Origin of the sequence: Collinsella sp. LCP19S3_A7 (genome assembly GCF_052121995.1) — a bacterium.
Lineage (GTDB): Bacteria > Actinomycetota > Coriobacteriia > Coriobacteriales > Coriobacteriaceae > Collinsella.
The window spans coordinates 26,200-51,841 of record NZ_JBQKDE010000011.1 but is presented as its reverse complement, the minus strand read 5'-3'; the positions used below and the strand labels follow the sequence as shown (position 1 = coordinate 51,841).

The window sequence follows — 25,642 nt, the reverse complement described above, 5'->3', positions numbered from 1 at the left end:
AACCTCCCTTTATTCCTGAGTCTCGTCGTCGTTGCCAAGGACCTTGTCCAGGTCGTTTTGCAGGCGACGGCTGTGCTTATCGCGACGCAGGCCAACAAACAGGCCATATGCCGCAGTTGCGACTGCGCAGATGATCATGTACCAGTGGACCCAGCAGGTGTCCTTCTTGCCGTCAAACTTACCAAGCGGGTTCTTGGCGTCGATAATCTTCTCTTCCTTTTGCTCCTGATCATTGCCAGTCGCGGAGTCCTCACCCGTGGGCGCCGCGGTCGTCGTGGTGGAGCCGCCATCCGAGCTGTTAGGCGTCGGGTTGGGAACCGTCGGCGTCGTCGGGGTAACCGACGTCGTCGGGGTGCTTGGCCTTGCAGGCGCGGCGGTAACCGTCAGCGTACCGAGCTCATCGGTCAGCTCGTAGTTATCCGCGCTCGTCTGCATCCAATCGATGGTGTAGGTGTTCTGCGAACTACCGACGTTTGTCTGGCTACCAGTGACAGCGATGCCAATACGATCGCGCTTAGCCAGACCATCGATCGTGACCGTTTCGCTCGTAAGTGCCTTACCATCGTAGACCTTGGTGGCACTGCCCGTCACAACGTGCAGCGGGGCCTTGGTGATGCGATAGCTCTTGACAATCGTTCCGGTGTAGTTGCCCTTACCGGTGATGGTTACGTTGATCGTCGCGACATCGATAAAGTCATCGGTGTCGTAGGTGACCACGTACTCAGCACCCTCGACGAGCTTCTTGCCGTCGGCGTCCTTCACAACGGGCGTCCACTTGTGCTCGACGCCATCGTAGACGACATCCTTGGGATCATCGACCGTAACGCCCTTGTAGTTATCGCTCGGCGTGCCGGGTTCGGACGGAACAATGGACTGCTTGGTCACGGTAAGCGTGCCGAGGTTCTCGGAGACAACCTTGTAGTTCTTGGCCTTGGCCGTCTTGTCGAACGTCAGCTTGTAACCGTTGCTGGAAGAGCCCACCTGGGTCTGCTCGCCGGTTGCCTCAAGCGTTGCCTCTTCATCGCCCACCAGGCCGGTCACGGTGGCGCCGGCAGTCAGCGCCGTGCCGTCGTACACCTTGGTGGCAGAGTCGGTCGTCACCGTCAGCTCGGCAGGCAGAACCTTAATGGTTCCGTCGATCTTCTTAATGTTGAGCTTGGACGTCACGTCCTCGCCCTCGGCGTTGCGGATTACCAGATGGTCCACCGTAGCCTTGACGCCGTCGCCGTTCACATCCGTAGCGGTCGCGTCGGAGCTGGGCGTGCCGTCAACGGCGTAGCCCTCGGGCAGCTGCGAAACCGCAACCGTCGCGCCGTGCGCCTTGCCATCGTAGGTAAAGGTACCGCCCGTCGTGGTAACCACCACGGTGTCCTCGGACTCGGTCACCGTCAGCGTGCCGGTCTCGATGGAGTCAATGGTGTAGTTCGTCTCACGGGCCGTGCCGGTCCAAGCGAGCTTATAGGTGTTCGCCGAATGGCCGACCTTGGTCTGGCTGCCGGTGACACGGAAGTCGACCGTCTCGCCGTTGACGAGACCGGTGATAGCACCGCCGGCCGTCAGGGCCTTGCCGTTGTAAACGCGCGCGGCGCTCTCGGTCTTGATGGAGACCGGTGCCGGCTTAATGCAGTAGGTCCTCGATACCGTACCGGTGTAGTTGCCCTTGCCGGCAACCGTCACCGTAATGACGCCCGTGTTGGTAAAGTCATCGGTGTCGTAAGCGAGCGTGTAGTCCACGCCCTCATTGAGTGCGTTGCCGTTGAAGTCCTTCACCTCGGGCACCCACTTATGGGTCTGGCCGTCATAGGTCAGATCCGCAGGAGTGTTCACCTGGAGCTTGCGGTACGACGGGTCGTTCGGGTTCACGGACTGGGGCGTGACGATAAGCTTGCCGAGCGTATCGGAAGCAATCGTGTAGTTGCCTTCCTTGGCGGTACCCCAGGCGATGGTGTAGCCGTTGTCGCTGGAGCCGACGTTGGTCTGCGTACCGTTGGTCACGACATCGGCGCGCTCGCCAGAGACCAGACCGTGGATGGCGCCGTTCTTGTTCGTGAGCTCCTGGCCGTCATAGACCTTGGTAGCGCCCTCGGTCTCAACCGTGATCTCCTTCGGGCTAACCGTGAGCGTGCCGGGCTTGACGGTGACGTTCGCGAACATGTCGGTCACGTCGTCGCCCTTGGCGTCGAGGATCTTGTAGCTCTTGACCGTGTTCTTGGAAGAGCCGGCGTCGGTCTGAGCCCCGTCCATCTTGGCCTCGACCGTAAAGCCCTCGGGCAGGCCCTCGGCCTCGATCTCATCGCTCGTCAGGGCGTGGCCGCTGTAGACATGCGATGCAGAGCCGCTCGTAAGCGTCACGGCCTTGGTGGACGGCGTGACCTTGAGCTTACCGAGAACATCGGTCACCTTGTAGTTGGATTTCTTGGTGTCCCTCCAGCTGATCTCGTAGGTGTTGTTAGAGGAGCCAACCTTGGTGCGGCTGCCGGTGGTCTTGGCAGAGACGGAATCCTTGCCCTTGAGGCCCTCGACCTTGATGCCGCTGGCAGTCAGCGCCTTGCCGTCGTACTCCTTCTCGCCGCCGTCGGTCGTGACCGTCAGCGGGGCGGGGGTGATCTTGATCGTCGCGGTGCCGCGCTTGATGTTGAGCTTGGACGTGACGTCCTTGCCCTGCGCGTTCACGATGACGAGCTCGTCGACCGTAGCCTTGACCTCGCCGTCGGCAACATCGGTCGCCGTCGCCTTGGACTCGGCCTTCTTGACAGAGTAACCCTTGGGCAGGCCGGTAACCTGGACGGTGGTGCCATGAGCCTCGCCGTCGTAGGTCGTCTCGACATTCACCGGCGTGGCCGTGATCTGGTCGGCGGTCTCGCTCACCACGAGCTTGCCGATCGTCTCGGTCTTGATGGTGTAGTTGTCCTTCTGGGCAGAGCCGTCCCAAGTGATGGCATAGCCGTTGTCGCTCTCGCCGACCTCGGTCTGGGAGCCCGTGGCGTGGATCGTCGCGGTCTCATTGTTCTTGAGGCCCTCGATGGTGGCGACGTCGTGGGTCAGCGCCTCGCCGTCGTAGGTCTTCGAAGCGCCCTCAGTCGTAACTGTGACGGGCGCCTTGCCGATGACGAGGGAGCCGTTCTCGGTCGTGACCTCGAACTGGCCCGTGACGTCGTTGCCCTCGGCGTCCTTCACCACGGCGGTGCCGGTGATGTTGTTGGTGTAGGTGCCGGCGTCAGTCTTGGTCGGGTCCTCGGTGGTGAGGCCGGAGACGGTGTACTTGTTGCCCTCGACCGTGAACTCGTCCTGCTTGAGGCCCTTGGCGGAGTGCGGCTCGCCGTTGTAGGTGGCCGTATTCGACTTGGCCTTGACCGCGATCTTGTACTTGGCCTCGCGGTTGGTCACGGTCAGCGTGCCCTCGGCCTTGGTGATCTTGTAGTTGCCGGCCTTGGTGTTGGGCTTCAGCGTGTAGCTGAAGGCGTTGGCGCTGGAGCCGACGACCGTCTGGGAGCCGGTGAAGTCGTAGGTCGCGCCCTCGCCCTCGGCGAAGCCGGACTCGGTCTCGAGCTTGGCCCCGCCGTTGGTGAGCGGCGTGCCGTCGTACTGCTTGGAGAGGTCGGCGGACTTGAGCGTAAGTACGCGCTTGGCAATTTTTACCGTCGTCTCGGCGGTCAGTTGCTTGGTGTCGCCATCGACCGTCACGTTAGCGCGCACGGAAACGGGATATTCGCCAGCGTCAACGAATGAGGGTGCCGTGGCGGTCCAGTCCTTGTCGCCGTACTTATACTCCACGCTATCCAGAGTTACATGCTCTTTTGCCTGCTGCTTATACTCATCCAACAGGTTACTGCCATCGTTGATGGCAGCATCAACTTTCACGCCGTGCGGTTTACCATCATACGTAACATTTTCACCCGTGGCGGAAAGGCTCGCCCACAGGGCATCGAGGCAGTAGGTCTGACTTCCGCTATAGATATAAGTGATTTGATCGCCCGCATGGCGAATAGCGGAAGGCTGCTCGTCACGAGCCTTATCAAGCCAGCCGATAAACACCTTACCGCTCGCAACGGGAACGGCAGACGTCACGTTAAACGTGTCGCCCTTTGCGAAGCCATAGTTGTACTTATATTTCAGGTTGTTACCATCCCACGGGGAAACCAGGTCAGAAGGCTTGCCATCGGACCATGTTGCGCCAGCGACAGACAGGTAATAACCAGCCGTGCCTTTCTTCGCGTTGTAGTAGAACACGATTTTGGAATCCGTGCCAGCAATGGCAGTTTTGGGATTCTTGGAGCCCTCGTCGACCTCGTATCCCTTGATAGTCTTGGGATCCTTGGTAACCTCTTGCCCCTTTACCAATCCGGTCACGATCTCGGAGTCAAGCACATTGTCCGTATCCTTGTCAACGTATTCCACGGTGACAGTCTGATCTTGCGCAACGTACTTGGCGTAGTACCTAACATTCCTCGAGGCAGTTGCCGGGAAGCTCACCGGCTCGTCCGAAATGCTCGGGTTGTCGTACCAGCTATACAGCTTGTACGTGACGCCGTTATATTCTTCTGTCTCCTTAAGTGTTTGCGTGGTCACGCGCACCGACACGCTATCTCCATCAAGGCGATAAATATGCGTATCGACATTGGTGTAGCCCGTGTCGCCCGGATACCACACGTAGAAGTCGGCAGTGACGGTAGATTTAGCGACAACCTCAACCGTGCAGTCGAGGTGATAGCTACCCGGTTTGGAAATCTTATACGGATGCAGGATGATGTCCTTCACGTCATCCTTATTTGTGATACCTGTTTCTTCCTTATAGGCCTCAAACAACGTATCCCAATATCCGCTACTGCGCGAGAGTACCAATCCGTCGGCAGACGGCGTACCCAAGCCTTCCGGCCACGACACCACACGGTTCGCAACGTTATCGTATGAGTTGCCTGTTGAGCCATCGGTCTTCATATCGGTAATATTAATGCTGCCCATATTCGCCTGCGTTTCGGCGCCAGCAGCCGGATACTAGTCGGCGGCCTCATTGGACGAAGGCAGGGAGCCCGGCCTCACAAAATAGAAGTATGCGTTCTCGACGCCCTTGTCAGAGACCTCTACGGTAAAGGTCTCCTCGTCTGGCATGTGGTCACGATCCTCTTTATGCTCCTTCGTGCAGTATTTATGCTCGATTGTGTAGGTACCAACACTTCTAAACAAGACCGTCGCATTATTCCCATTGCGGGTAATTATTAAATCATTCTTGTTCCCGCGGATCACTTCCCACTTATGGGAGTAGCCACAATCATACCATTTAAAGAACCGCTTCTCACCTTTGTTCCTCGTTCCGTTCAGGGTCACTGTATCGTCGACTTTGGCGTTAACGGTCTGTCCGGGCTCGCAGCTCACATCGCTCGCAGCAGAGACCTTTTTCTCATTGGCCGCAGCCGCGACATCGTTCGACGCAATATCGTTCGACTCGCCATCGACGTCCTCGGCGTCCTCGATCGGCGTCGCTTCCTTTGCCGGCTCGGCGGTCTTTTCCTGCTCAGTCTGGAGCGTGACGCGCGGAGACTGTGCCACGTCGGCTGCGTCTACGGTGTACAAGCCGTTGGCGTCGGCCTTGAGTTCGCGGTCGGTGCCGCTAACCGTGAGGGCAACCTTGCTCAGCTTGTAGCCGTTGTCCGGCTGAACGGTGAACTGGAAGCTGTCGCTCGTAGGCGCCGTCACCTTTTGGACCGGCTGCGCAACAACCTGACCCTTGTACGTAATGGAGGCGTTGTTGAGCGTGAGGGCGATATCGGCCGTTGCCGTCTGCTGGGAGGGTTGAGCAAACGGGGCAGGCTGGGCCGACGGGGAGTCATTCTGCGCAACGGCAGCATTGTCCTGCGGGCTGGGCTGAGCCGCTTGCTCGGACGTCGCCTGAGACTGCTCCTGCGTATTCGACTGATCGGTCGCCGGCTCCTGGCTCTGCGTCTCTGACTGGTCAGCTGCCTGCTGCCCACCGCTCGACGCACCCTGGTCCGTCGAATCTTGCGCGGCAATAACGCCTGCCTCTTGCAGGCCCTCGGCAATCACCCTTGTCGGCACGCCCGAGACCAGCATTGCTGCCGTCACGACCACCGTCATAGTCTTGATGCCAAAGGCCTTTGCCCGGCGTGCGGCACCGGCAACGTTCAATTCCTGCTCGAATCGATCGTTCTTGCGTATAACTCCTCACCCCAATAGGTCCTCCGTGCCCTCACACGGGATAGCGTCACCCGGCAAGTCACCGCACCCTCACGCGGATCATGCCGCCCAAGCAGGTCACCGCGCCCTCACGCGGGCCCTGCCAACGACCAAAATGAACGCGCCGTCTAACAGAGCGACGCAAATCAATAAAAACGATCATTATCAGTTTACTACAGTAGACAAAATTTGGACGTTAGACATCATTGCTGGGCCAGCATTTAGATAACGTTGCGCAACGCACCTTTTGCCATGGGCCCCAATATGGCAGCCATCCATGACGCATAAGCGTCTATACTCAACGGAATGAGCGTTTCTTTTACACATAGGGCACGTCCCGGGACACGCATCGTCTGTACGGTGCTGCTGGCGCTTGTCGCGCTAACGCTCGCCGCTTGCGAGGGCTCGTCAGGCGAAACCTCTGGGGTGGACTTCTCGGCACCCAAGCATATCACCCCGTCGGCTTTCATGCCGATGCGGCACAATCATCCAACGGCGCCTCTATCGACACCTCATGCGTAAACGACGGCTACGCTGGAGCCGGCCACCAACCAGCAACGGCTTAAGTTTCTCGTTACCAGTGGACAGGCAACTTACAGCTACGACCTGCCGCAGGACGGCACGGCCATCATTTGCCCCCCTTACGCTTGGCGACGGCACTTATCAGTTCCGCGTGATGCAAAACACCTCGGGCGACAACTATGTCGAGCTGCTCAGCGCAACTGTCTCGGTAACGTTGAACAGCGAGCGAGCGCCCTTTACCATGCCCAACGTGTATTGCAACTACACCGATACCAGCGTATGCGTTAAAAAGGCGTGCGAACTGACCAAAGACGCCCAAAACCAGGGCGATGCCGTAAAAGACATCTGCTAGTGGATGGTGGATAACGTTTCCTACGACAACGACAAGACATACAACCTTAAGCAGGCCACGGGCTATGTCCCCAATCCCGACAAAACCCTTACAAGCAAAAAGGGCATCTGCTTTGATTACGCCAGCCTGGGAGCCGCCATGCTTCGTAGCGTGGGCATCCCCACAAAGTATGCGACGGCGTATATGCCAAGCTCATCGATGGTGCCGGACTCGCAACCGCCATGGAAAGCACGGGTGCTTTTCCAGAATACGCCGTCGAGATGGTGCATATTGGCGAGGCATCCGGACGCATTGAGCGCACCCTGCGCAGCCTGGGACGCCACTACGACAGCGAAGATCGTATCTTTAATAAATTGCGCAACGCTGTGGTCTATCCGGCTGCGCTCCTGTGCATTATGAGCTGCATCCTCATATTTACCGTAGCCTTCATTTTGCCGACGTTCATCGACGCCTATTCCAATATCTCCGGCTCTCTCACGTCTGGCTCGTTCTCCATGATCGGCGCATCCGCCGTGATTGGCTTGATCGCGCTTGTCGTGGTGCTTGTGGCCACGACCGCCGCGCCCGCTGTGGCCGTACTCGCGCGCACCGAAGCCGGCCGTATCCGCGTTATCAAGATGTTCGAAAAGTTTCCGTTCACCAAAAACGCCATGTATCAGCTGGTTGTCTCGCGCTTTGCCAGCGCGCTTTCGGCCTTTGTCGCCTCAGGCGTACAGGACGGCATTGCCGTGGAGCGCGCAGCGGCGGCGGTCAATCACGATGAGCTGAGCGCCAAGCTACAGCGGGCGCATCAGAGCATGGTCAGCTTGGACAACCCACGCAGCCTGGGCCAGGCAATCAACGAAAACGACGTGTTTGAGCCCATCTACGGCCGCATACTCACCGTGGGCATCCACTCCGGTTCCGCCGACGAGGTGCTCGGGCAGCTGGCCGGCATCTTCTTTGACGATGCCATCTCGCAACTCGGCGCCGGGGTCGATAACGTCGAGCCGGTGCTTGCCGGGTTTTTGACCGTCGCCGTGGGAGCTACGCTCATCGCCGTCATGCTGCCGCTCATCGACATCATGGGCTCCATCGCCTAGCTGTAGAAAAGACGTTTTCGCATGTTTCACGAGATAACCGACAAAGAGCTGCGGGCACGCAAGCGGCGGTGCATTATAGCCGCCGCGGTGACTGTGCTTCTTGTTGTCGCTATCGCCGGCGGGGCGTTCTTTATCCGCCGCGCGCGGCGCGAACAGGGAGCCGTGGCGCTTCGCAATTCCATTCTTAACTCCGCACGGCAATGCTGCGCCATAGAGGGTGGCTACCCCAAGACAGTCGAGCACCTCGAAGAGCACTACGGCCTCATCATCGACCATGACGACTACGTTGTGAGCTACGAGCACCTCGCGGACAACATCGTGCCCAGCGTGGTGGTGATGCCGCAATGAGCCGTATCGACGAAATCGCAGGCGGCAACTGCATCACCGCACTGTCCAAGCTATCCGAAGTCTCTGCAAGGAGCAATACCGAGCGCAAGCACCGCAAACTCTTTCCGTTGCTGCTGTTCTGCGTGTTCTTTATCGCACTGCTGCTGGCACTGATCGCCGGAGTCACCGTGCATCGGCACGTCTCCGACGTACAGGTCGCTAACGTTTCTCGTCGCGAGGGTATCGAGCTTATCTGCAACATCGTGCGCGCCAACGACGCCAAGGGCGCCATCGCCGCCGGAGACGGTCCCGAGGGCAAATTGCTTGTGATTGTCCAGAACCTCGATTCGGGCACCTACGAAACGCGCCTGTATCTTTACAAGGGCAGCATCGTGCAGGAATACAGACTGACGGGAACGAAATACACCCCCTCCAAGGCAAGCAAGGTTACCGAGTCATCGAGCTTTGCCTTTACGTACGACAACGGCCTTTTGACCGTTTCGACCGATCAGGGCACCTGCGAAGTCGCCCTCCGCCACCTGCAGGGAGGCGAGTGACATGTCCTTGGCAAACGCACACAACGATTCTCGACGCATTAAATCGACTACGGCATTTGTAGTCGAGACACTCATCCTGCTGGTTGCCCTTGTTTCGTCCATGGGCGTCCTGACGCAGCTATTCTCCCAATCCATCGCGGCATCTCAACAGTCCGAACGCCTGTGCCAGGCGGTCAGCGTGGCGGAAAACGCCGCCGAGGAGTTCGCCGCCGATCCCACTGGCGGCGCCGCGGGTAAAAAGGTGAGACGCGGCGTTGCCTTAACGGGATGCGACGGCTACAAGGTCTCCTGCGAGACCGCGCAGATTGAGCGAAGCGCGGGCACGCTATGGCGCGCACATCACCGTGTCCGACAACCAGGGCAAGGTTTACCCCCTCGATACGTCCCGTTATGTTAGCGAGGTGAGGTAGATGTCCCATCAGCCCAACGAAGGCATACGCATTGGGCCCATCAGCCTGCTCACACTCGTCTCTGTGCTCTTGCTCGCTGTGCTTGCCACGCTCTGTGCAACCACGTCCAATGCGGCACTGGCGATGTCAAAGCGCCAAGCAGCCACCTCCACGAGCTCCTACAGCATCGAATCGTGCGGTCAGGCCATGCTTGCAGCTCTGGACGACGCCGCCCACGCAAACGGGACGGACGCGACCTCGGCTGTTTCCGGCATCGGCGCGCAGCTCGATGCCATCGAACAGGACGCAAAGGCCAACGCCGATACCACGGATTTGGACATCGACACCTCCGTTGACAGAACGTCCGTCCTGTTTACCATCCGCGCTCGCAACGGGCGAAAGCTCGACGCCCGCGTAACATTTGCCGACGACCTTTCCTATTCCATCGACGAATGGAAGGTCACCACGACCCAAAACGATCAAGCCGACTCCAATACCCTGTGGACTGGCTCCGCCGCCAACTGATACCGATAAGGAGAACTCTCATGCAACTCAAGGAATTGCTTCAACAGATGATCGATGCAAAGGCATCGGATGTCTTTATCATTGCGGGGCTTCCCCTGTCCTATCAAAAAAGCGGCATTCAGGTTAGAACCGACAGCGCACCGCTCATGCCGGGCGATACCGAGGAATACATCGCCGGTATTTACGAACTCGCCAATCGCGATATCGAGCTGTTCCGCGGCAACGACAACCACGATGACGACTTTAGCTTTGCCGTGCCGGGCGTCGGCCGCTTTCGCGCAAACATCTTCCGCCAGCGTGGGTCCTTTGGCGCGGTTATCCGCGTGATTCCGTTTGGCCTTCCCAATGCTCAGGAGGTGCATATTCCCGAGCAGGTGCTGCGCCTGGGCGACTTTACGCGCGGCCTGGTACTGGTCACCGGACCGGCTGGCAGCGGCAAGTCCACCACCCTCGCCTGCATTCTCGACCGCATGAACCACACCCGCCAGGGGCATATCATCACCATGGAAGACCCCATCGAGTATGTACACCGCCACGGCAGCTGCATCATTACGCAGCGCGAGATTCCCACAGACGTCGCCACGTATGCCGAGGCGCTGCGCTCGGCCATGTGCGAGAGCCCCAATGTGATCTTGCTGGGCGAGATGCGCGATACCGAAACCATCAGTACCGCCGTCTCCGCAGCCGAGATGGCGCAGCTGGTCCTGTCCACGCTGCACACCACCAGCGCCGCCGATACCGTCGAGCTCATCCTGGACGCCTTCCCGCCCAACCAGCAACGCCAGATCCGCATCCAGCTCTCGATGGTGCTGCAGGCCACGGTCGCCCAGCGTCTGGTGCCCACAGTCGACGGTGGAACCACCCCGGTGTTTGAGGTCATGGTCATGAACACGGCCATCCGCAACCTTATCCGCGAGGAAAAGTCCCATCAGATCGATTCCGTCATTGCCGCCGGCGGCGCGCTCGGCATGCAGACCATGGACCAAGGCCTATTCAAGGCCGTAAAGGATGGCATCGTGGCCAAAGATGTCGCCCTGCAGCACGCCAACCACCCAGAGGCCCTTGCCCGCCATTTCGAAGCCGAGGGCATGTAGGAATTTATAAGGCACCAGAGCCGCAGGTAGCAGGCCCGCCCCCGATAACCCGGGGACGGGCTTTTTTCTTAAGCACGGCACAAAAAGGGACCGGACACAGCCCACACGAGCTGCATCCGGTCCCAGCTTGGGCTCATATGTCCAAGGCAGAGGCTCGTTTATGCCTCGTCTGCAACCTCGGGCGTAGCCTCGGAAACGGCCTCGCCAGCGTTCTCCGCGGGTTCCCCCGCGTCTTCGCCGTCGAGTTCCTTCTTGTCGCTCTCCATGCGGGCGACGGCGCACACGCGGTCGTCATCGCTTACGGTCATCATCTTGACACCCTGCGTGGTTCGACCGGTCTGGCTGATCTCGTCGGTCTTGACGCGAATGACCGTCGCGCCCTCCGTCACGATAAACAGCTCATGCTGCGGGCCGACCGCCTTCATGGCCGCAAGGTTGCCTTTGCGCTCGGTCATTTGGATGGTGTAGACACCCTGGCCGCCGCGGTTTTGCTCCGGATAATCCGAGACCGGCGTGCGCTTGCCGTAGCCGCACTCGGTAATGACAAACAGGTCGCCCTCGCCGTTGGTGACCTCCATGCCCAGGACACTCACGCCGTCCTTCATGCCAATGCCGCGGACACCGCTGGTGTCGCGGCCGGTAGCGCGAACCTGGTCCTCGGGGAACATGATCGCCTTGCCCGCAGTGGTGGCCATGATGATCTTGTCGCCCTCGCGCACGCGGCGCACGGCGAGCAGCGCGTCGTCGTCCCTCAGGTTGATGGCGATGAGGCCATCGCGGCGGCTGCGATCATAGGCGCTCATCACGGTCTTCTTGACCATGCCGTTCTTGGTGGCAAACATCAGATACTCATCGGCGGGGAACTCGCGGCAGCTAATGACGCTCGCGATCTTCTCGCCCTCCTCAAAGGGAAGCAGGTTGACGATCGCGGTGCCGCGCGCCTGGCGCGTACCAACCGGCAGCTCGTGCACCTTCAGACGGTAGACCTTGCCCTTGCTCGAGAAGAACAGCACATACTCGTGGGTGGACGCGATAAACATCTCGTCGATAACGTCGTCCTCTTTAAGGTTGACGCCCGACACGCCCTTGCCGCCGCGCTTCTGGGCGCGGTAGGCGGCCACCGGGATACGCTTCACATAGCCGGTGTGGGTGATGGTCACGACCATGTCCTCGTCGGCGATGAGGTCCTCGACGTCCAAATCCTTCTCGACCTGGCTGATCTCGGTACGGCGCTTGTCGCCAAACTTCTTGGAGATCTCGCGCATCTCTTCCTTGATGACGCCCAGAATCTTCTCCTCGTGCGTCAGCAGGTCCTCGTAGTAGGCGATAGCACGGCGCAGGCCGTCCAGCTCTTCCTGGATCTTGTCGCGCTCCAGGCCGGTCAGGCGACGCAGCTTCATCTCGAGGATGGCCGTGGTCTGCTCGGGCGTAAAGCCAAAACGCTCGATCAGGCGGCTGCTGGCCTCGGCATCGGTCTGCGAGGAGCGGATGATGCTAATGACCTCGTCGATATGGTCGAGAGCCATAAGGTAGCCCTCAAGGATATGTGCACGGGCCTGGGCCTTTTTAAGGTCAAAGTGGGTGCGGCGGGTGACTACGTCGACCTGGTGGTCGATGTAGTGCTGCAGCATCTCGCGCAGGTTCAGGCATTTAGGAACGCCATTGACGAGCGCCAGATTGTTGGCACCAAAGGTGGTCTGCAGCGAGGTGTACTTATACAGGTTGTTAAGTACGACCTGCGGGATAACGCCCTTCTTGAGCTCAATGACCAGACGGATGCCCTTTTGGTTGGACTCGTCGCGCATGTCCGAGATGCCCTCGATGCGCTTGTCGTTTACGAGCTGGGCGATTTTCTCCTGCAGGGTACCCTTGTTGACCATGTAGGGAATCTCGGTAAAGACCAGGCGGCTGCGGCCGGTCTTGGTGGACTCCACATGGGCCTTGGCGCGCACGGTGATGGAACCGCGGCCGGTCTCGTAGCTCTGCCTAATGCCGGCGCTACCCATGATGATGGCACCGGTGGGAAAGTCCGGGCCGGGCATAATCTGCATGAGCTCGTCGACGGTGGCGTCGGGGTTGTCGATCAGGTAGCAGGTGGCCTCGATCGCCTCGGTGAGGTTATGCGGGGCGATATTGGTGGCCATGCCTACAGCGATGCCTTGGCTGCCGTTAACCAGCAGGTTGGGGAAGCGTGCGGGCAGTACCACGGGCTCGGCGAGCGACTCGTCGTAGTTGGGCTGCCAGTCGACGGTATCCTTCTGCAGGTCGCGGAGCAGCTCCATGGCGGGCTTTGCCAGACGGCTCTCGGTGTAACGCATGGCTGCGGCACCGTCGCCGTCGATGTTGCCAAAGTTGCCGTGGCCGTCGATAAGCGGCGTGCGCATGGAGAACCACTGCGCTAGACGAACCATGGTCTCATAGACCGCGGAGTCGCCGTGGGGGTGGTACTTACCGATAACTTCGCCGACCGTCCAGGCCGACTTCTTGTGCGGGCGGTTGGGGTAGATGCCGCTCTCGTTCATGGCGTACAGGATGCGGCGGTGCACCGGCTTTAAGCCGTCGCGCACGTCCGGCAGGGCGCGTGCCGTAATGACCGACATCGAGTACTCGATAAACGACTGCTTCATCTCGCGGCCAAACTCCGAAATCTGGAGCTGGCCGCCGTTGATGTCCTCGCCGGCCGAGGCGCCGCGATCGACCGCGCCAAAGCTCTCCTCGAGCTCGGCGTCGTCATCCTCTTCCTCTTCATCCTCGACATCGGGGTTGTAGGAATCCGGATCGCCGTCCTCGCCCTGCTCGGCGCGGGCGAGCAGGCGCTTCAGATCATCGGGCATACCGGCGTCGCCGGCCTCGTCCATACCCTCGTTGTTGTTGATATCGTCTGCCACGTTACCTCCTCATGGTTTGCGTGGTCCATTAGTTCCCTACCACGGAGACGGCTTTTCCAGGTGCCGCAGATTCGCCCGAAAGAGGAGGGAAGCGTACTTGGGTACGCAACCGACGATTGAGGGCGAAGGTGCGGTGGCTGGGAAAGCCGAACAGGTTAGGCATCTAAGAAGCGTGCATCATGCGCGTGTTTTTCAATGTACTCGCGGCGATAGCCCACCTCGGAACCCATGAGCTCGCGTACGGCACGGTCCGCCACCACGGCATCCTCGATCGTCACGCGCTGCAAAATGCGGGTCTTGGGGTCCATCGTCGTCGAGGCAAGCTGCTTGGGGTCCATCTCACCCAGGCCCTTGTAGCGCTGGACGGTATAGCCCTTGCGCTTCTTGGTGATCTTGCCATCCTTGGCCTTGCCGTCCTCGGCGGTGTCGTCGGGGTTCAGGCCCAGGCTCTGAATGGTGTCGCGCAGAATCTCGTCTTCGGGCTGTCGGCCGTTGGGATACACGTAGTGAATCTTGTTGCGCACCTTAATGCCAAAGATGGGCGGGCAGGCAACATAGACATAGCCGGCATCGATCAGCGGACGCATGTACTTGTAGAAGAACGTCAGCAGCAGGATGCGGATATGCGCACCGTCGACATCTGCATCGGTCATGATGATGATCTTGTGGTAGCGCGCCTTGGTGATATCGAAGTCGCCGCCGTCGCCGGCGCTCGTCGTGACGCCGCAACCGATCGCGGTGATCAGCGACTGGATGGTGTCGCTCGAGAACGCACGATGGTCACCCACGCGCTCGACGTTCAGAATCTTGCCGCGCAGGGGCAGAATCGCCTGGATGTCTCGGCGGCGGCCGTCCTTGGCCGAACCGCCTGCCGAGTCACCCTCTACGATGAAGAGCTCGGTCAGCTCGGCATCGCGCACCGAGCAGTCGGCGAGTTTGCCGGGCAGCGACGCCGTCTCGAGCAGGCTCTTGCGACGGGTCGCCTCGCGCGCCTTGCGGGCGGCGTTGCGGGCCTTGCAGGCCTGCTGCGCCTTCTTGACGATCTCGCGGGCGGGCTTGGGGTGCTCCTCGAGGTAGTCGGCAAGACCGTCGGTCACGATCTTGAGCGTAAGCGTGCGCATGTAGGAACTACCGAGCTTGGCCTTGGTCTGGCCCTCAAACTGCGGATCGGGCAGCTTGACCGAGATGACGGCCGAGAGACCCTCGCGCACGTCGTCACCGCTCAGGTTGGCCTCTTTCTCCTTAAGCAGGTTCTGCTTGCGGGCGTAATCGTTAATCACGCGGGTGAGGGCGGTGCGGAAGCCCTCGAGGTGCATGCCGCCCTCGGGGGTGTAGATGTCGTTGGCAAACGACATGACGTTCTCGCCATAACCGGCGTTCCACTGCAGGGACACCTCGACCTCGCCCATCTTGGCCACGGGCGCATCCGGGTCCGATTTACCCTCAATGTAGATGGGCTCCTTAAAGGCCTCGGGGACGTCCTTGCCGTCGTTGAGGAACTTGACGAAGTCGATGATGCCGCCCTCGTAGCAAAACTCCTCCACGCGGGGAGCCGCCTCACGCTCGTCAGTCAGCACGATCTTGAGGTTCTTGTTGAGAAACGCCGTCTCTTGCAGACGATTGTGCAGTGTATCGAAATCGTAGACGCAGGTCTCGAAGATCTCGTCGTCGGGCCAGAAGGAGACGGTGGTGCCCGTCGAATCCGAGGTGCCCACGACCTCCATCTTCTTGACGGTCTTGCCGCGCGAGAATTCCATCTCGTAGATATTGCCGTCGCGGCGCACCTGCACGACCACGCGCTTGGACAGGGCGTTGACAACGGAGATGCCCACGCCGTGCAGGCCGCCGGAAACCTTATAGGCCGAGTTATCGAACTTACCGCCGGCGTGAAGGATCGTCATGACGACCTCGAGCGTCGGAATCTTTTTGACAGGGTGCTCGTCGACGGGGATGCCGCGCCCGTTATCGACGACCGTAATGGAGTTGTCGGCGTGGACCGTCACCTGAATCTCGGTGCAAAAACCGGCCATGGCCTCGTCGACGGAGTTGTCAACGATCTCCCACACCAGGTGGTGCAGACCGCTGGCGCTCGTCGAGCCGATATACATGCCCGGGCGCTTACGGACGGCTTCGAGACCCTCGAGGATCTTAATTTCGCCGCCATCGTAATCGTTTTCGTTTGCCACACGTCCTCCTTCGGTTAAGAAAATCTGTATAGCCTTACTATTTTATCGTAAAAAATACCCTCGGGGACGAGGGTATTTGCCTATACAAGGCCACCAGATGCGATTTAAGACTCTTTTTTGCTTTGCACGCCCTTGGCCCACTCGGCACTGGCCCTCATGGCGTTCTGGAGGGCCTCACGCAGTTTTTGGTCTTCGATGGGCGACACCTGGCGCTCGATCTCGGCGCGCTCGGCTTCATTCAGGTCGGCATGCGGCGCGGGCGGGCGCGGGGGCGCGACCGGGCGCAGGCGCTCCTTTGCCGCGGGCGGCGTGTGGCCGGGGCGGGTCGTCTTAAATACCAGGCCATCCACATGCGCGCCGGCACGCTCCATGCGCGCGCGGATTATCTCGCGCAAAAGTGTCATCTCCTGTGTCCACGAGGGCGAATCGAGATACACCAGCAGCTCGTTGGACTCGGGAAGATAACGCAGCCCCGTCACATGCCGGCCCTCGCGCGTGCCCGAGCACACCGCGTTCCAAGCACGGTAGACCGTACGCGATTCCTCGGCGGCCTCCATTTGCGCACGACGCTCGGGCGTAGCCGACGCCAAGATGCGCTGGCGCTCGGCACCCAAAAAGTCACTGAAGGCAGCCGTGCCGTTCTCACGCTCGTAATTAGCACGCCTCACCCATGCTCACCACCTTGGCTCGATCAAGCAACTCATCGGTAAAGTATCCCAAATTGGTGGTGGTTATGACTGTCTGGATGTCGTCGCCGATCAGCTGCAAAAAAGCGGCGCGGCGATCGCCGTCGAGCTCGCTCATCACGTCATCCAAAAGCAGCAGCGGGGCGGTACCCAGAATATCGCGGGCTACGGCCACCTCGGCCACCTTCCAAGCCAGGACCAACGTACGTTGCTGACCCTGACTGGCAAACGAGCGAGCCGAGCGGCCGGCGACCGAAAACTCAATCTCGTCGCGGTGCGGACCCACGAGTGTCACGCCGCGGCGGATTTCCTCGTCGGCGCGCTCGTCGAGCGCCGCGAGCATGCGCTCGTATGCCCAGCCCCTCAGCTCCTCGCGGTCATCGGTCTGGGGCAGCTCTCCCAACGTGGACGCATAGGCCACATCGGCCTCCTCCCCGGACGCAACCAGCCCGTAGGCATTGCGCACGTGGGCGGCCAAGCGATCGAGCAGGGCCAAGCGGTGCACCAGCAGGGCCGATCCGGCGCGGGCAATCGACTCATTCCACGCACCGAGCATCTCACGGCAGCACCATGTCTCTTTGAGCAGGGCGTTGCGCTGCGTCACGCAGCGGCCGTAGGCGCTTGCCAGATCGGCATAGCGGGCGCTCAGCTGCACACCAAAGTCGTCGAGCGCGGCGCGACGCACGCTGGCACCGCGCTTAACCATATCCAGATGATCGGGGCAGAACAAAACACTCGGCAGCACGCCGCGCACACCAGAGGCGGCACATCGCTTGCCGTTGCGGCTAAACGAACGCTTACCGTCCTCCACGCATAGGCCCATGTCCAGCACGCGGCCATCGCCCTCGAGCCTAAGCTCGGCCTTGCACAAACCCGTGCCGTCGTGCACAAGCTCGACGGCAGTGGAATGCCTAAACGAGGCGCCGCTCGTTAGCAGCTGCAGCGCCTCTATGAGGTTGGTCTTTCCCGCCGCGTTGGGCCCCGCGAGCACCGTCACGCCATCGCTCAGTTCCAGGCGATAGCTATCGAAGCTGCGGTAGCGCACGACGGAAAGATCGCGGGCGAACATGGCCATAGGGCGCCGCTAGATGCGCACCGGCATGACCAGGTACAGATAGTTGATCTTGTCGTAGGACTTAAAGATGCCGGCCTGCGAGTAGCTCTTGAGCTCCAGCGTGATCTCCTTCTCCTTGGACAGGGCGTTGAGACAGCCAAAGATGTAGTGGTAGTTAAAGGCAATGGTGCCCGACTCGCCCTCGGCCTCGACGTCGATCGTCTCCTGCGCCAGATCCTGGTCATTGGAGATGGAGGACAGGCCCATCTGGCCGTTCTCGACATCGATCTCAAACTTGACGGCGGGGTTGGCGCTCGCGATGACCGCCACTCGCTTGAGGGCGGCATTAAAAGCCGCCACGTCGATCTTGACGCTCGTTACGCACGAATCGGGGATGAGCTGCTTGTAGTTGGGATACATACCCTCTATGCGGCGCGACACGTAGGTGGTGTTGCCGGCTTCAAAGACAACCTGTGTGTCGGTGGCACCGATCATAATGGTCGCCTGGCTCGCCATGATGCTCAGGGCGTCGTTGAAGGCATCGGCCGGCACGTTGAGCTCAAAGGAGCCCTCGAGCGTCGAGGTCTCCACCTGCGTATCGCACACGGCCAGACGGAAGGAGTCGGTCGCCACCAGGCGCACGGTGTTGTTTTCGACTCTCATATGCACACCGCCCAGGATGGGGCGGGCCTTGTCGGTCGAGGTGACGCGCCACACGCGGCTGACCATCTCGGACAGAATGTCGGTCGGGAGCTCAACGGCGCTCTCGATGGCATAGGCCGGGAACTCGGGGAAATCGTTGGCATCGAGCGTATTCAGGCGGAAGGAACTCTTCTCGCAACCGATCAGCACCTGGCGCTCCGAAAGCTCAAAGGTAACTGGGGCATCGGGAAGGGTCTTGGTGATGTTGGAGAGCATCTTGCAGGGGATCACCATCTCACCTTCCTCTTCCACATGTGCCGCGATGCGGTGACGAATCGAGATAGTGTAGTTAGAGGTCTGGAATTCCAAGATGCCGTCTTGTGCCTTGATGAGCACGCCCGACAGAATAGGGAGGGTGGATGCCGAAGCGACACCCTTCATGACGACGCCGATTGCTTGCGTAAGCGAGCTCTGGCTGACGGTGAACTTCATCTTTTAATACCTTTCTATAGATATAAATATCTTAATAATAGTAATAGTACTGACGAAACTGTTGATTACTCCCAAACATGCAGGTCAAACCCAAAAAGAGAATCGACAGTTCCCTGTGTGCAACAGGGGTCGTTTTCCACGTTCAAAACCTGCGCAAAACTTTTCATCGGAGCGGGCTGGGTTTTAGACACCTTATGCCCGCGGTTTCGACAAGTTTTCAACAGGTGTGCCTATTTCCCTACGAGCGCAGTGTAATTTTGTCTCGTAGCGATTTGAGGTCCTCGGTCACGGTCCGGTCTTCCTGAATCATCTTCTGGACTTTTTTGTAGCTCGTGCTGACGGTCGAGTGGTTGCGGTTGCCAAACTCCGCACCCACGGCGGTGGTTGTCATCTCGCACATCTCGATCGCTAGGTAGATGGCGATATGGCGCGCCTTGGCGATATTGGCATTGCGGCGCGGACCAATGAGCTCCTCATGCGTCACGCCATACTGCTCCTCGATAACAGACTGAACTGTCTGCACGTTGATCTTTTTGGCCGACGTGTCGAAGTACTGGCTGGCGATGGCATCGATATCGTCGAAGCTCAGCTCGCTACCCTCGCGCTCGCGGTCGCCCGCCTCCCCGGCGCAGCGCTCGCAGAAGCTCTCGAGCTCACGGATGTTGGTGCCCGATACCTCCGCCATATGTTTAAAGTGCTCGTCGGTCAGATGTCCGCTGTCGCCACCGTAGGCCGCCAGCAGCGAGTCGTCGCCCGCCTCGGGCGCCGCCGCGATCGTGTTCTCGTAATAGCGCTGCAGAATCTTGTACTTCATCTCGTAGCTGGGCTCTGCTACCAAGCAGAGCATGCCGGCGTTAAAGCGGCTGGTCAGGCGCTCGTCCATGTTCAGGTCCTTGGGCGCACGGTCTGCGGCAATCACGACCTTCTTGTTGTTGCGGATAAACTCGTCCATGAGCTGGAAAAAGTAATCCACGCTCGCGCGCTTGCCGATGATGTTTTGGATGTCATCGATGATGAGCACGTCCACGCCGTGGTATGCCTGCATGATGGGGGCGTTACTCTTCTTTTGGCGGTCGAATTCTGTCATCAGATCATCGATGTATGCCTGTGAGTTGGCGTATTTCACTTTGATCTCGGGCGACTTCTCGGCGAGCTCGTTTTTGATAGCGAGCAGCAGGTGGGTCTTGCCTAATCCCGATTTGCCATAGATGAACAGGGATGTGCAAGTACCGCGTTCGTCTGCGAGTGCGGCGAATTTAAGCGCCGAACGATAGGCGTGGCTGTTTTCGGGGCCGTAGACAAAGTTTTCGAAGGTGAATTTTGAGTTGGCCACGAGGGGTGCGCCATCGGCGTTCTGCTCGCCCGGCGCCGCAGCCGCAGGCACGCTCACAGGCGATGTCGAGACTGGTTTTGCGTTCTTGGCGGGTGCCACGCCCTTCATCTGATTCATCATGCGGCGGAAATCGTCGGCCGACAGCGTGTTTTTGATCGCGACGCCCGGTTCTTCGCCCGGCGTCGCGTCGTGCGCGACGGGCATGTGTGAAACGCTGGGCGCGGTTGCTACCGGCACGGCTGTTGCGTGGGGCATGGTTTCACGGGAAACATCGCTCGCATTGGTCTCCGGAGCCGCCACGGGGGCGACGGTCGTCAAAGGGGGAGTGACGGGTGCCGTCCCTGTGGCGCCTGTCGTGGGACCCTGCGGGGCCACGATGTTGAGCGCGATCGGCGCAAAGGCAATCTCTTCTAGGTAGTGCTCGATAGTCGGCTGGTGCTTTTTGAGCTGCGCAATGGCAAAGCGCGACGGTGCCTCGATGGTCAAGGTGTCCTCGGTCAGGCTCACGGCACGCGATTGCCCCAACATGTTGATGAGGCGTGCATCTTGGCCGTCGCGCTGGCAAAAGGCGATGGCATCCTCCAGGATGATGCTTGCTTCCTCGTCCACTGTCTCTCCCGTTCCTTAACTTTGGGCACGCACGCGAGCGCTGCCGAGTTCGGTCAGATGGTATTTCTGACCGTGTTTGATTACCAAGCCGGCCTGCGCCAAGTCATTGAGTGTGCGTGACCACGTGGGCGCGGAGTTTCCAAATGCTCGCGCCAGGTCGGTGGCGCCGCACTCTTGGTTTTGAGACAGATATCCCAGCGCCGCGTTGCCGCGCTCGCTCACAAACACGTCCGGTTGCGGCTGTGCGTATTGATTCGCCGCATTAGGATACATCATTTGAGCTGCTGGTTGTTGAGAACTCTGCATGGTTGGCATCGGCTGTTGAAAACTTTGCGGCCACTGTTGGTATGGCTGCGGCGGCATCTGCTGGGCCCAGGGATGGTACGGCTGCGGCATCTGCTGATACGGCTGCTGATAGCCCTGGGGATACTGCTGCATATATTGCTGGGAGTATCCCTGCTGCGGCATATATTGTCCCGGATATGCCTGCGGGTACGGTTGGAAGCCCATCTGCCGAGCTCCTTGCATGCCCGTCACCTGCTGCATCGCGGCTGCATCCAAATCGGCCGGGACCATGGACTCTGCCGAGCCTTGAGTTGTCGTCTGTCCCGCGGGCTGGGGGTCCTGCATGGGCGGCATGCTGGGTTGATGCATCTGCTGCGAAGCCATGGGCCGTTGCAGTGGGGACGCGGCCATGGTTTGCTGCGGAGTCATCATTGCTTGCTGTGGAAATGCTCCCGGCAGTGGGTATTCCGACCCCTGGGCCTCGGGGCGCACGGCTGCCCCGCGCCCTCCCGCGCGCTCAATTTCCTGCACGCGCTTGGGGTCGAGGCTCACCGTGACGACGGTGCCGTTGCCCATGTTATCTTCGATGGAGACTGCCCCGCCGGCGTTTTCCAGGTATTCCTGCACCATGGGAAAACCTGCCCCGGTGCCGCGTATATACCGCTTCATCTTGCTGTTTGCGCTGGTGACGCCAAAGTCGAAGGCGCGCTCTTTGTCGTCGATGCCCGGACCTTGGTCGGCAAAGCGGATAGTTTCCCCGCCGTCCAGGATCGAGATAATGGGCTCGGCAAAGTGGGCGTGGATAAAGTTTTCGACAATCTCGCGGATAACCATGAGCGAGATGTGTCCGCCTTGCTCTTTCATGCACTGGTAGACGGTGTTAGTCGTCTCTTCCAGATACGTGCGGATGTCTTGCGGCTCGATGACGATCACGCGCGGGGTCGAAAGCATGTCGTCATAGACGGCGACGCGCGCCGCATACATGGTTTTCGGTGTCTGTTTTGATGTCTGCTCGCCCTCTTCGCGCTCTTCGCGTACGCCGTTGATGTGCTCGTTGTCGGGTGCCGGGTCACCGGAATCGACCATGGTGTAAAAGTCGTCAGACATGCCGCTCGCAATCTTTCAAAAGGTTTCGGATAAATAGTAGCTCACCGCGCAATGTTTCTCATCTTTCGACAAGTTTTCAAAACATGTTGAAAACTTTGGAAAATGGGCGAAAAGTTCTCAACATTGCCAACATGACCTGTCGAAAACTCGGTGAAATATCGTGAAAAGTTGGAGTCATACTCAAAAACTCATCCGGCTTATGGCGGAACCGTGTGAACTGCGCAACCTTTTACCTTTGATTTCTTGACATTTGAACATTGATTTCCCTACAATCTTCAAGCTCACGTGTCTATATCTGCGTCCGCGCCCTCGCGGACACTCGAAATGCAGCAGGAGGAACTTAAGATGAAGCGTACGTATCAGCCTAATAAGCGTAAGCGTGCCAAGACCCATGGCTTCCGTGCCCGTATGGCCACCAAGGGTGGTCGTGCCGTGCTCGCCCGTCGCCGCGCCAAGGGCCGCAAGCGTCTCACTGTCTAGCAGCGATACACACATCTCGCATGAAGACTATTAAGTCTCGGCAAGATTTCGAGCATGTGTTCAGTCAGGGGCGTCGTTTCAATCATCCTCTGATTCGAATGACCATATGTGAATCGGTTGGCGAAGGCGACTCTGGAAGGGTCGCCTTCGTTGGTGCTAAACGACTCGGTTGCGCAGTTGTGCGCAACCGTTCTAAGCGTGTGATGCGCGAGGCCGCCCGCAGCTGCGGATTTCCCGTTGCGGGTTATGATATCATCTTGTTCGCGACCCCCAAGACGAGGATCTCGTCGCCGGAGGAAATGAACGAGGCATTGCGTTCGCTTGTGATACGCGCCGGCGTTGCCGGGGAGGAGCGATGAGCAATCACGTTTTGCGACGTGTTGCCATCGCTCCTATTCGCATATATCAACAGGTTATTTCGCCCTTATTGCCTGACGCCTGCATTTTTTATCCAACGTGTTCTCATTACGCCGTCCAGGCTATCGAGAAATACGGTGTTTGTAGAGGCTGCTGGCTTGCCGTGAGGCGCATCGCTCGCTGCAATCCCCTGCACGTCGGCGGTTATGACCCTGTGCCCTAGCGGGCACTCGCTATCGGAGGAAAAATTACATGTGGGATTGGATTGTTAACATCCTTTTCGAGCTGCTCAAGCTCATCCAGACCTTTGCGGTCGACTGGGGCCTGTCCATCATTATCCTGGTGGTCATCGTCCGTCTGCTGCTGACGCCGCTCATGCTCAAGTCGACCAAGTCGACGGCCCGTATGCAGGTGCTGCAGCCCAAGATGCTCGAGATCCAGGAGCGCTACGCCGACGATCCCCAACGTCAGGCCGAGGAGATGCAGAAGTTCTACAGCGAGAACAAGTTCAATCCGCTGTCCGGCTGCCTGCCGCTTCTGATTCAGATGCCTATCCTCATTGCCCTGTTTACGCTTCTGCGCAACCTGCCGCATTACTTTAACGAGGGCACCTTCTCGTTCTTCAACATTCTGCCCGATCTGACTACCACGCCGAGTGCCTCTTTTGCCGATGGCTTTATGGTCGCACTGCCTGCGCTGGTTTGCCTGATTCTGTTTGCTGTCCTGACCCTGATTCCGCAGCTGTACATGTCGCGCAATCAGACTGGTCAGCAGGCCCAGAGCATGCGCATGATGGCCGTCGTCATGACCGTCATGATGCTCTGGATGGGTTGGAGCCTGCCCGTTGGTGTTCTTTTGTACTACGACGTGTCTTCTGCCTGGCAGGTCATCCAGCAGATCTTTGTGACGCAGAAGGTTATCGATAAGGCTAAGGCCGAAGAGGAGGAGCGTCTTAAGAACGCCCCGCTGCAGGTTGAGGTCACGCGTCGCGAGAAGAAGCCGCGCCCGCACAAGAAGAAGTAGCGGTATAGTAATCTTATTTAGGTACCTAACTTTTGGAGTACGTTATGTCTGAAGAGATCGTCGAGGATATGCTTGAGGAGGTTGCCCCGCAGGCCGCGGGCGATTATCTCGAGATTGCACAGCGCTACAAGGCTGGTGAAGAGCTTACGGATGAAGAGCTCGACACCATTGCCGATGTTGCGATTTCTATTCTTCGTTCCATCCTTTCGCATTTCGACGCCGCCAACTCTCCTATCGATGAGTATGAGGGCGACGAGGGCGAACTGATTCTTGATGTAACGGCTCCCGACCTTGCCGTCCTAATTGGTCGTCATGGTCGCACCCTTGATGCCCTTCAGGTTATGTTCTCGCTGTTGGTGAGCCGCAAGCTCGGCTTTAGGTATCCGGTTGTCGTCGACGTCGAGGGATATAAGAGCCGCCGCCAGGACAAGGTTGCCTCTATGGCTCAGTCTGCTGCCGAGCGGGCAGTTCGCACTCACAAAAGCGTTTCGCTTCCTCCCATGAATGCCTACGAGCGCCGTCTGGTTCATATTGCTCTTCGCGGCAACGACGCCGTCGACACGCATTCTGAGGGTTCTGACCCCGATCGTCATGTTGTGATTGTTGCTCGATGACCTAAACGAGCTTATCTTAAGGGGGCGTGGTTTCCACGTCCCCTTTTTTTGTCAAAAGTTCTTGATACACTGATTTTTGTCAGATAGGAGTTTGTCTTGTTTGTACTAACCGATGAGCAGACAAGCCAGATGCTTAGTCGTCTAATTTCGTATTGCGAAGACTATTCTTTGAAGGTCTCCAATGATGCCCTTCGCTCCTGTATTGAGCATTTAGATCTTGTTTTGGAGGCTAATAAGACCACCAATCTTACGCGCATCCTAAATATCGAAGATGCGGCTGTTCTTCATATTCTTGATTCGCTTGTGTTGCTTCCCTATATAGACATAGCTCCAGAAGGCGCTTTGTTAGACATGGGTACTGGTGCTGGGTTTCCTGGTATCCCTTTGACAATTGCTAGCGGACGTAAGGCTACCTATATCGATTCGGTTGGCAAGAAGGTTGATGCCGTTAACTCATTTGTTGAGGCTCTCGGTCTCAAGCATGCTCACGCGGTTCATGATCGTCTTGAAGAATATGCCCGAAGCCATAAGAAACAGTTTGCTGTTGTTACTGCTCGTGCACTTGCACCGTTACCAGTTCTCGTCGAGTACGCTTCACCATTTCTAATAGATAGTGGTCTCTTTGTTATTACTAAGGGAAACCCGTCAGACGTCGAACTTCAGTCTGGTCTAACTGCCGCTAGCATATGCGGGTTCACCACACTTATGACAGATGATTTAGATTTGCCAAATGGCTTGGGTCATCGCGAGTTTATCATTCTAAAAAAATCTCGTCCGGCAGCTATTTCGCTTCCACGTGCTAATGGCATGGCGAAGAAGAATCCGCTTGCCTAGATGTTTCACGTG

Annotated in this window: 22 protein-coding genes and 2 pseudogenes; 15 read left to right on the top strand and 9 right to left on the bottom strand. The window is 58.8% G+C overall.

Annotated elements, in window-relative coordinates:
- Positions 1 to 9: 9 nt before the first annotated feature.
- Both ACTQV3_RS06340 and ACTQV3_RS06335 read right to left on the bottom strand, forming a co-directional pair.
- Positions 10 to 4,962 (bottom strand): MucBP domain-containing protein, encoded by a 4,953-nt coding sequence (locus ACTQV3_RS06340; RefSeq protein WP_441568615.1) that lies wholly within the window; start codon positions 4,960 to 4,962, stop codon positions 10 to 12.
- A gap of 33 nt (positions 4,963 to 4,995) precedes the next feature.
- The gene (locus tag ACTQV3_RS06335) at positions 4,996 to 6,144 is read right to left on the bottom strand and encodes a hypothetical protein (protein WP_441568613.1); all 1,149 of its coding nucleotides are present in this window, start codon (positions 6,142 to 6,144) and stop codon (positions 4,996 to 4,998) included.
- A gap of 721 nt (positions 6,145 to 6,865) precedes the next feature.
- Here ACTQV3_RS06335 and ACTQV3_RS06330 point away from each other — a divergent pair.
- From ACTQV3_RS06330 to ACTQV3_RS06290, 9 genes and pseudogenes are all read left to right on the top strand, one after another.
- Positions 6,866 to 7,066, top strand: a complete 201-nt coding sequence (locus tag ACTQV3_RS06330; protein ID WP_441068216.1) for a hypothetical protein — start codon at positions 6,866 to 6,868, stop codon at positions 7,064 to 7,066.
- 3 nt (positions 7,067 to 7,069) lie between these two features.
- Positions 7,070 to 7,270: pseudogene (locus tag ACTQV3_RS06325) on the top strand (transglutaminase-like domain-containing protein); the annotation flags it as partial.
- Positions 7,240 to 7,491, top strand: a pseudogene (locus ACTQV3_RS06320) (type II secretion system F family protein); the annotation flags it as partial. The pseudogenes ACTQV3_RS06325 and ACTQV3_RS06320, both read left to right, overlap by 31 nt.
- 69 nt (positions 7,492 to 7,560) lie before the next feature.
- Positions 7,561 to 8,148, top strand: coding sequence for a type II secretion system F family protein (locus ACTQV3_RS06315; protein WP_441068294.1), 588 nt, complete (start codon positions 7,561 to 7,563; stop codon positions 8,146 to 8,148).
- A gap of 21 nt (positions 8,149 to 8,169) precedes the next feature.
- Positions 8,170 to 8,496, top strand: coding sequence for a hypothetical protein (locus ACTQV3_RS06310; RefSeq protein WP_441068214.1), 327 nt, complete (start codon positions 8,170 to 8,172; stop codon positions 8,494 to 8,496).
- The gene (locus ACTQV3_RS06305) at positions 8,493 to 9,032 is read left to right on the top strand and encodes a DUF4860 domain-containing protein (protein WP_441068212.1); all 540 of its coding nucleotides are present in this window, start codon (positions 8,493 to 8,495) and stop codon (positions 9,030 to 9,032) included. Before ACTQV3_RS06310 ends, ACTQV3_RS06305 begins: the two co-directional genes overlap by 4 nt.
- Before the next feature lies 1 nt (position 9,033).
- Positions 9,034 to 9,429, top strand: a complete 396-nt coding sequence (locus ACTQV3_RS06300) for a hypothetical protein (protein WP_441068210.1) — start codon at positions 9,034 to 9,036, stop codon at positions 9,427 to 9,429.
- A 13-nt stretch (positions 9,430 to 9,442) separates the two neighbouring features.
- Entirely contained in the window at positions 9,443 to 9,946 is a 504-nt protein-coding gene (locus ACTQV3_RS06295) for a hypothetical protein (protein WP_441068208.1), read from the top strand.
- A gap of 20 nt (positions 9,947 to 9,966) precedes the next feature.
- The gene (locus ACTQV3_RS06290; RefSeq protein WP_441068206.1) at positions 9,967 to 11,040 is read left to right on the top strand and encodes a type IV pilus twitching motility protein PilT; all 1,074 of its coding nucleotides are present in this window, start codon (positions 9,967 to 9,969) and stop codon (positions 11,038 to 11,040) included.
- A gap of 158 nt (positions 11,041 to 11,198) precedes the next feature.
- On the opposite strand, the gene gyrA is transcribed toward ACTQV3_RS06290, so the two are convergent.
- From gyrA to ACTQV3_RS06255, 7 genes are all read right to left on the bottom strand, one after another.
- Positions 11,199 to 13,898, bottom strand: a complete 2,700-nt coding sequence (gyrA, locus tag ACTQV3_RS06285) for a DNA gyrase subunit A (RefSeq protein WP_441068292.1) — start codon at positions 13,896 to 13,898, stop codon at positions 11,199 to 11,201.
- A 185-nt stretch (positions 13,899 to 14,083) separates the two neighbouring features.
- Positions 14,084 to 16,114, bottom strand: coding sequence for a DNA topoisomerase (ATP-hydrolyzing) subunit B (gene gyrB, locus ACTQV3_RS06280; protein WP_441068204.1), 2,031 nt, complete (start codon positions 16,112 to 16,114; stop codon positions 14,084 to 14,086).
- A gap of 104 nt (positions 16,115 to 16,218) precedes the next feature.
- Entirely contained in the window at positions 16,219 to 16,782 is a 564-nt protein-coding gene (locus tag ACTQV3_RS06275) for a DciA family protein (protein WP_441068202.1), read from the bottom strand.
- Positions 16,769 to 17,875 carry a DNA replication/repair protein RecF gene (gene recF / locus ACTQV3_RS06270; protein WP_441068200.1) on the bottom strand — a complete coding sequence of 369 codons (1,107 nt, stop codon included), beginning with the start codon at positions 17,873 to 17,875 and terminating at the stop codon, positions 16,769 to 16,771. The genes ACTQV3_RS06275 and recF overlap by 14 nt, the downstream gene beginning before the upstream one ends.
- 9 nt (positions 17,876 to 17,884) lie before the next feature.
- Positions 17,885 to 18,988, bottom strand: a complete 1,104-nt coding sequence (gene dnaN, locus ACTQV3_RS06265; protein WP_427729028.1) for a DNA polymerase III subunit beta — start codon at positions 18,986 to 18,988, stop codon at positions 17,885 to 17,887.
- A gap of 238 nt (positions 18,989 to 19,226) precedes the next feature.
- Positions 19,227 to 20,930, bottom strand: a complete 1,704-nt coding sequence (locus tag ACTQV3_RS06260; protein WP_441068198.1) for a DnaA ATPase domain-containing protein — start codon at positions 20,928 to 20,930, stop codon at positions 19,227 to 19,229.
- 15 nt (positions 20,931 to 20,945) lie between these two features.
- Positions 20,946 to 22,322, bottom strand: a complete 1,377-nt coding sequence (locus ACTQV3_RS06255; RefSeq protein ID WP_441068196.1) for an ATP-binding protein — start codon at positions 22,320 to 22,322, stop codon at positions 20,946 to 20,948.
- A 345-nt stretch (positions 22,323 to 22,667) separates the two neighbouring features.
- Here ACTQV3_RS06255 and rpmH point away from each other — a divergent pair, with 345 nt between their 5' ends.
- From rpmH to rsmG, 6 genes are all read left to right on the top strand, one after another.
- Positions 22,668 to 22,802 carry a 50S ribosomal protein L34 gene (rpmH, locus tag ACTQV3_RS06250; protein WP_019127408.1) on the top strand — a complete coding sequence of 45 codons (135 nt, stop codon included), beginning with the start codon at positions 22,668 to 22,670 and terminating at the stop codon, positions 22,800 to 22,802.
- Between the two features lie 20 nt (positions 22,803 to 22,822).
- Complete coding sequence (gene rnpA, locus ACTQV3_RS06245) at positions 22,823 to 23,161, top strand: ribonuclease P protein component (RefSeq protein WP_154516785.1); 339 nt, start codon at positions 22,823 to 22,825, stop codon at positions 23,159 to 23,161.
- Complete coding sequence (gene yidD / locus ACTQV3_RS06240) at positions 23,158 to 23,382, top strand: membrane protein insertion efficiency factor YidD (protein ID WP_441068194.1); 225 nt, start codon at positions 23,158 to 23,160, stop codon at positions 23,380 to 23,382. The genes rnpA and yidD overlap by 4 nt, the downstream gene beginning before the upstream one ends.
- A gap of 29 nt (positions 23,383 to 23,411) precedes the next feature.
- Complete coding sequence (locus tag ACTQV3_RS06235; RefSeq protein WP_441068192.1) at positions 23,412 to 24,182, top strand: YidC/Oxa1 family membrane protein insertase; 771 nt, start codon at positions 23,412 to 23,414, stop codon at positions 24,180 to 24,182.
- Between the two features lie 44 nt (positions 24,183 to 24,226).
- On the top strand, positions 24,227 to 24,796 hold the full coding sequence (locus ACTQV3_RS06230) for a Jag family protein (RefSeq protein ID WP_154516793.1): 570 nt from the start codon (positions 24,227 to 24,229) through the stop codon (positions 24,794 to 24,796).
- Between the two features lie 96 nt (positions 24,797 to 24,892).
- Entirely contained in the window at positions 24,893 to 25,630 is a 738-nt protein-coding gene (gene rsmG, locus ACTQV3_RS06225) for a 16S rRNA (guanine(527)-N(7))-methyltransferase RsmG (protein WP_441068190.1), read from the top strand.
- Positions 25,631 to 25,642 lie beyond the last annotated feature (12 nt).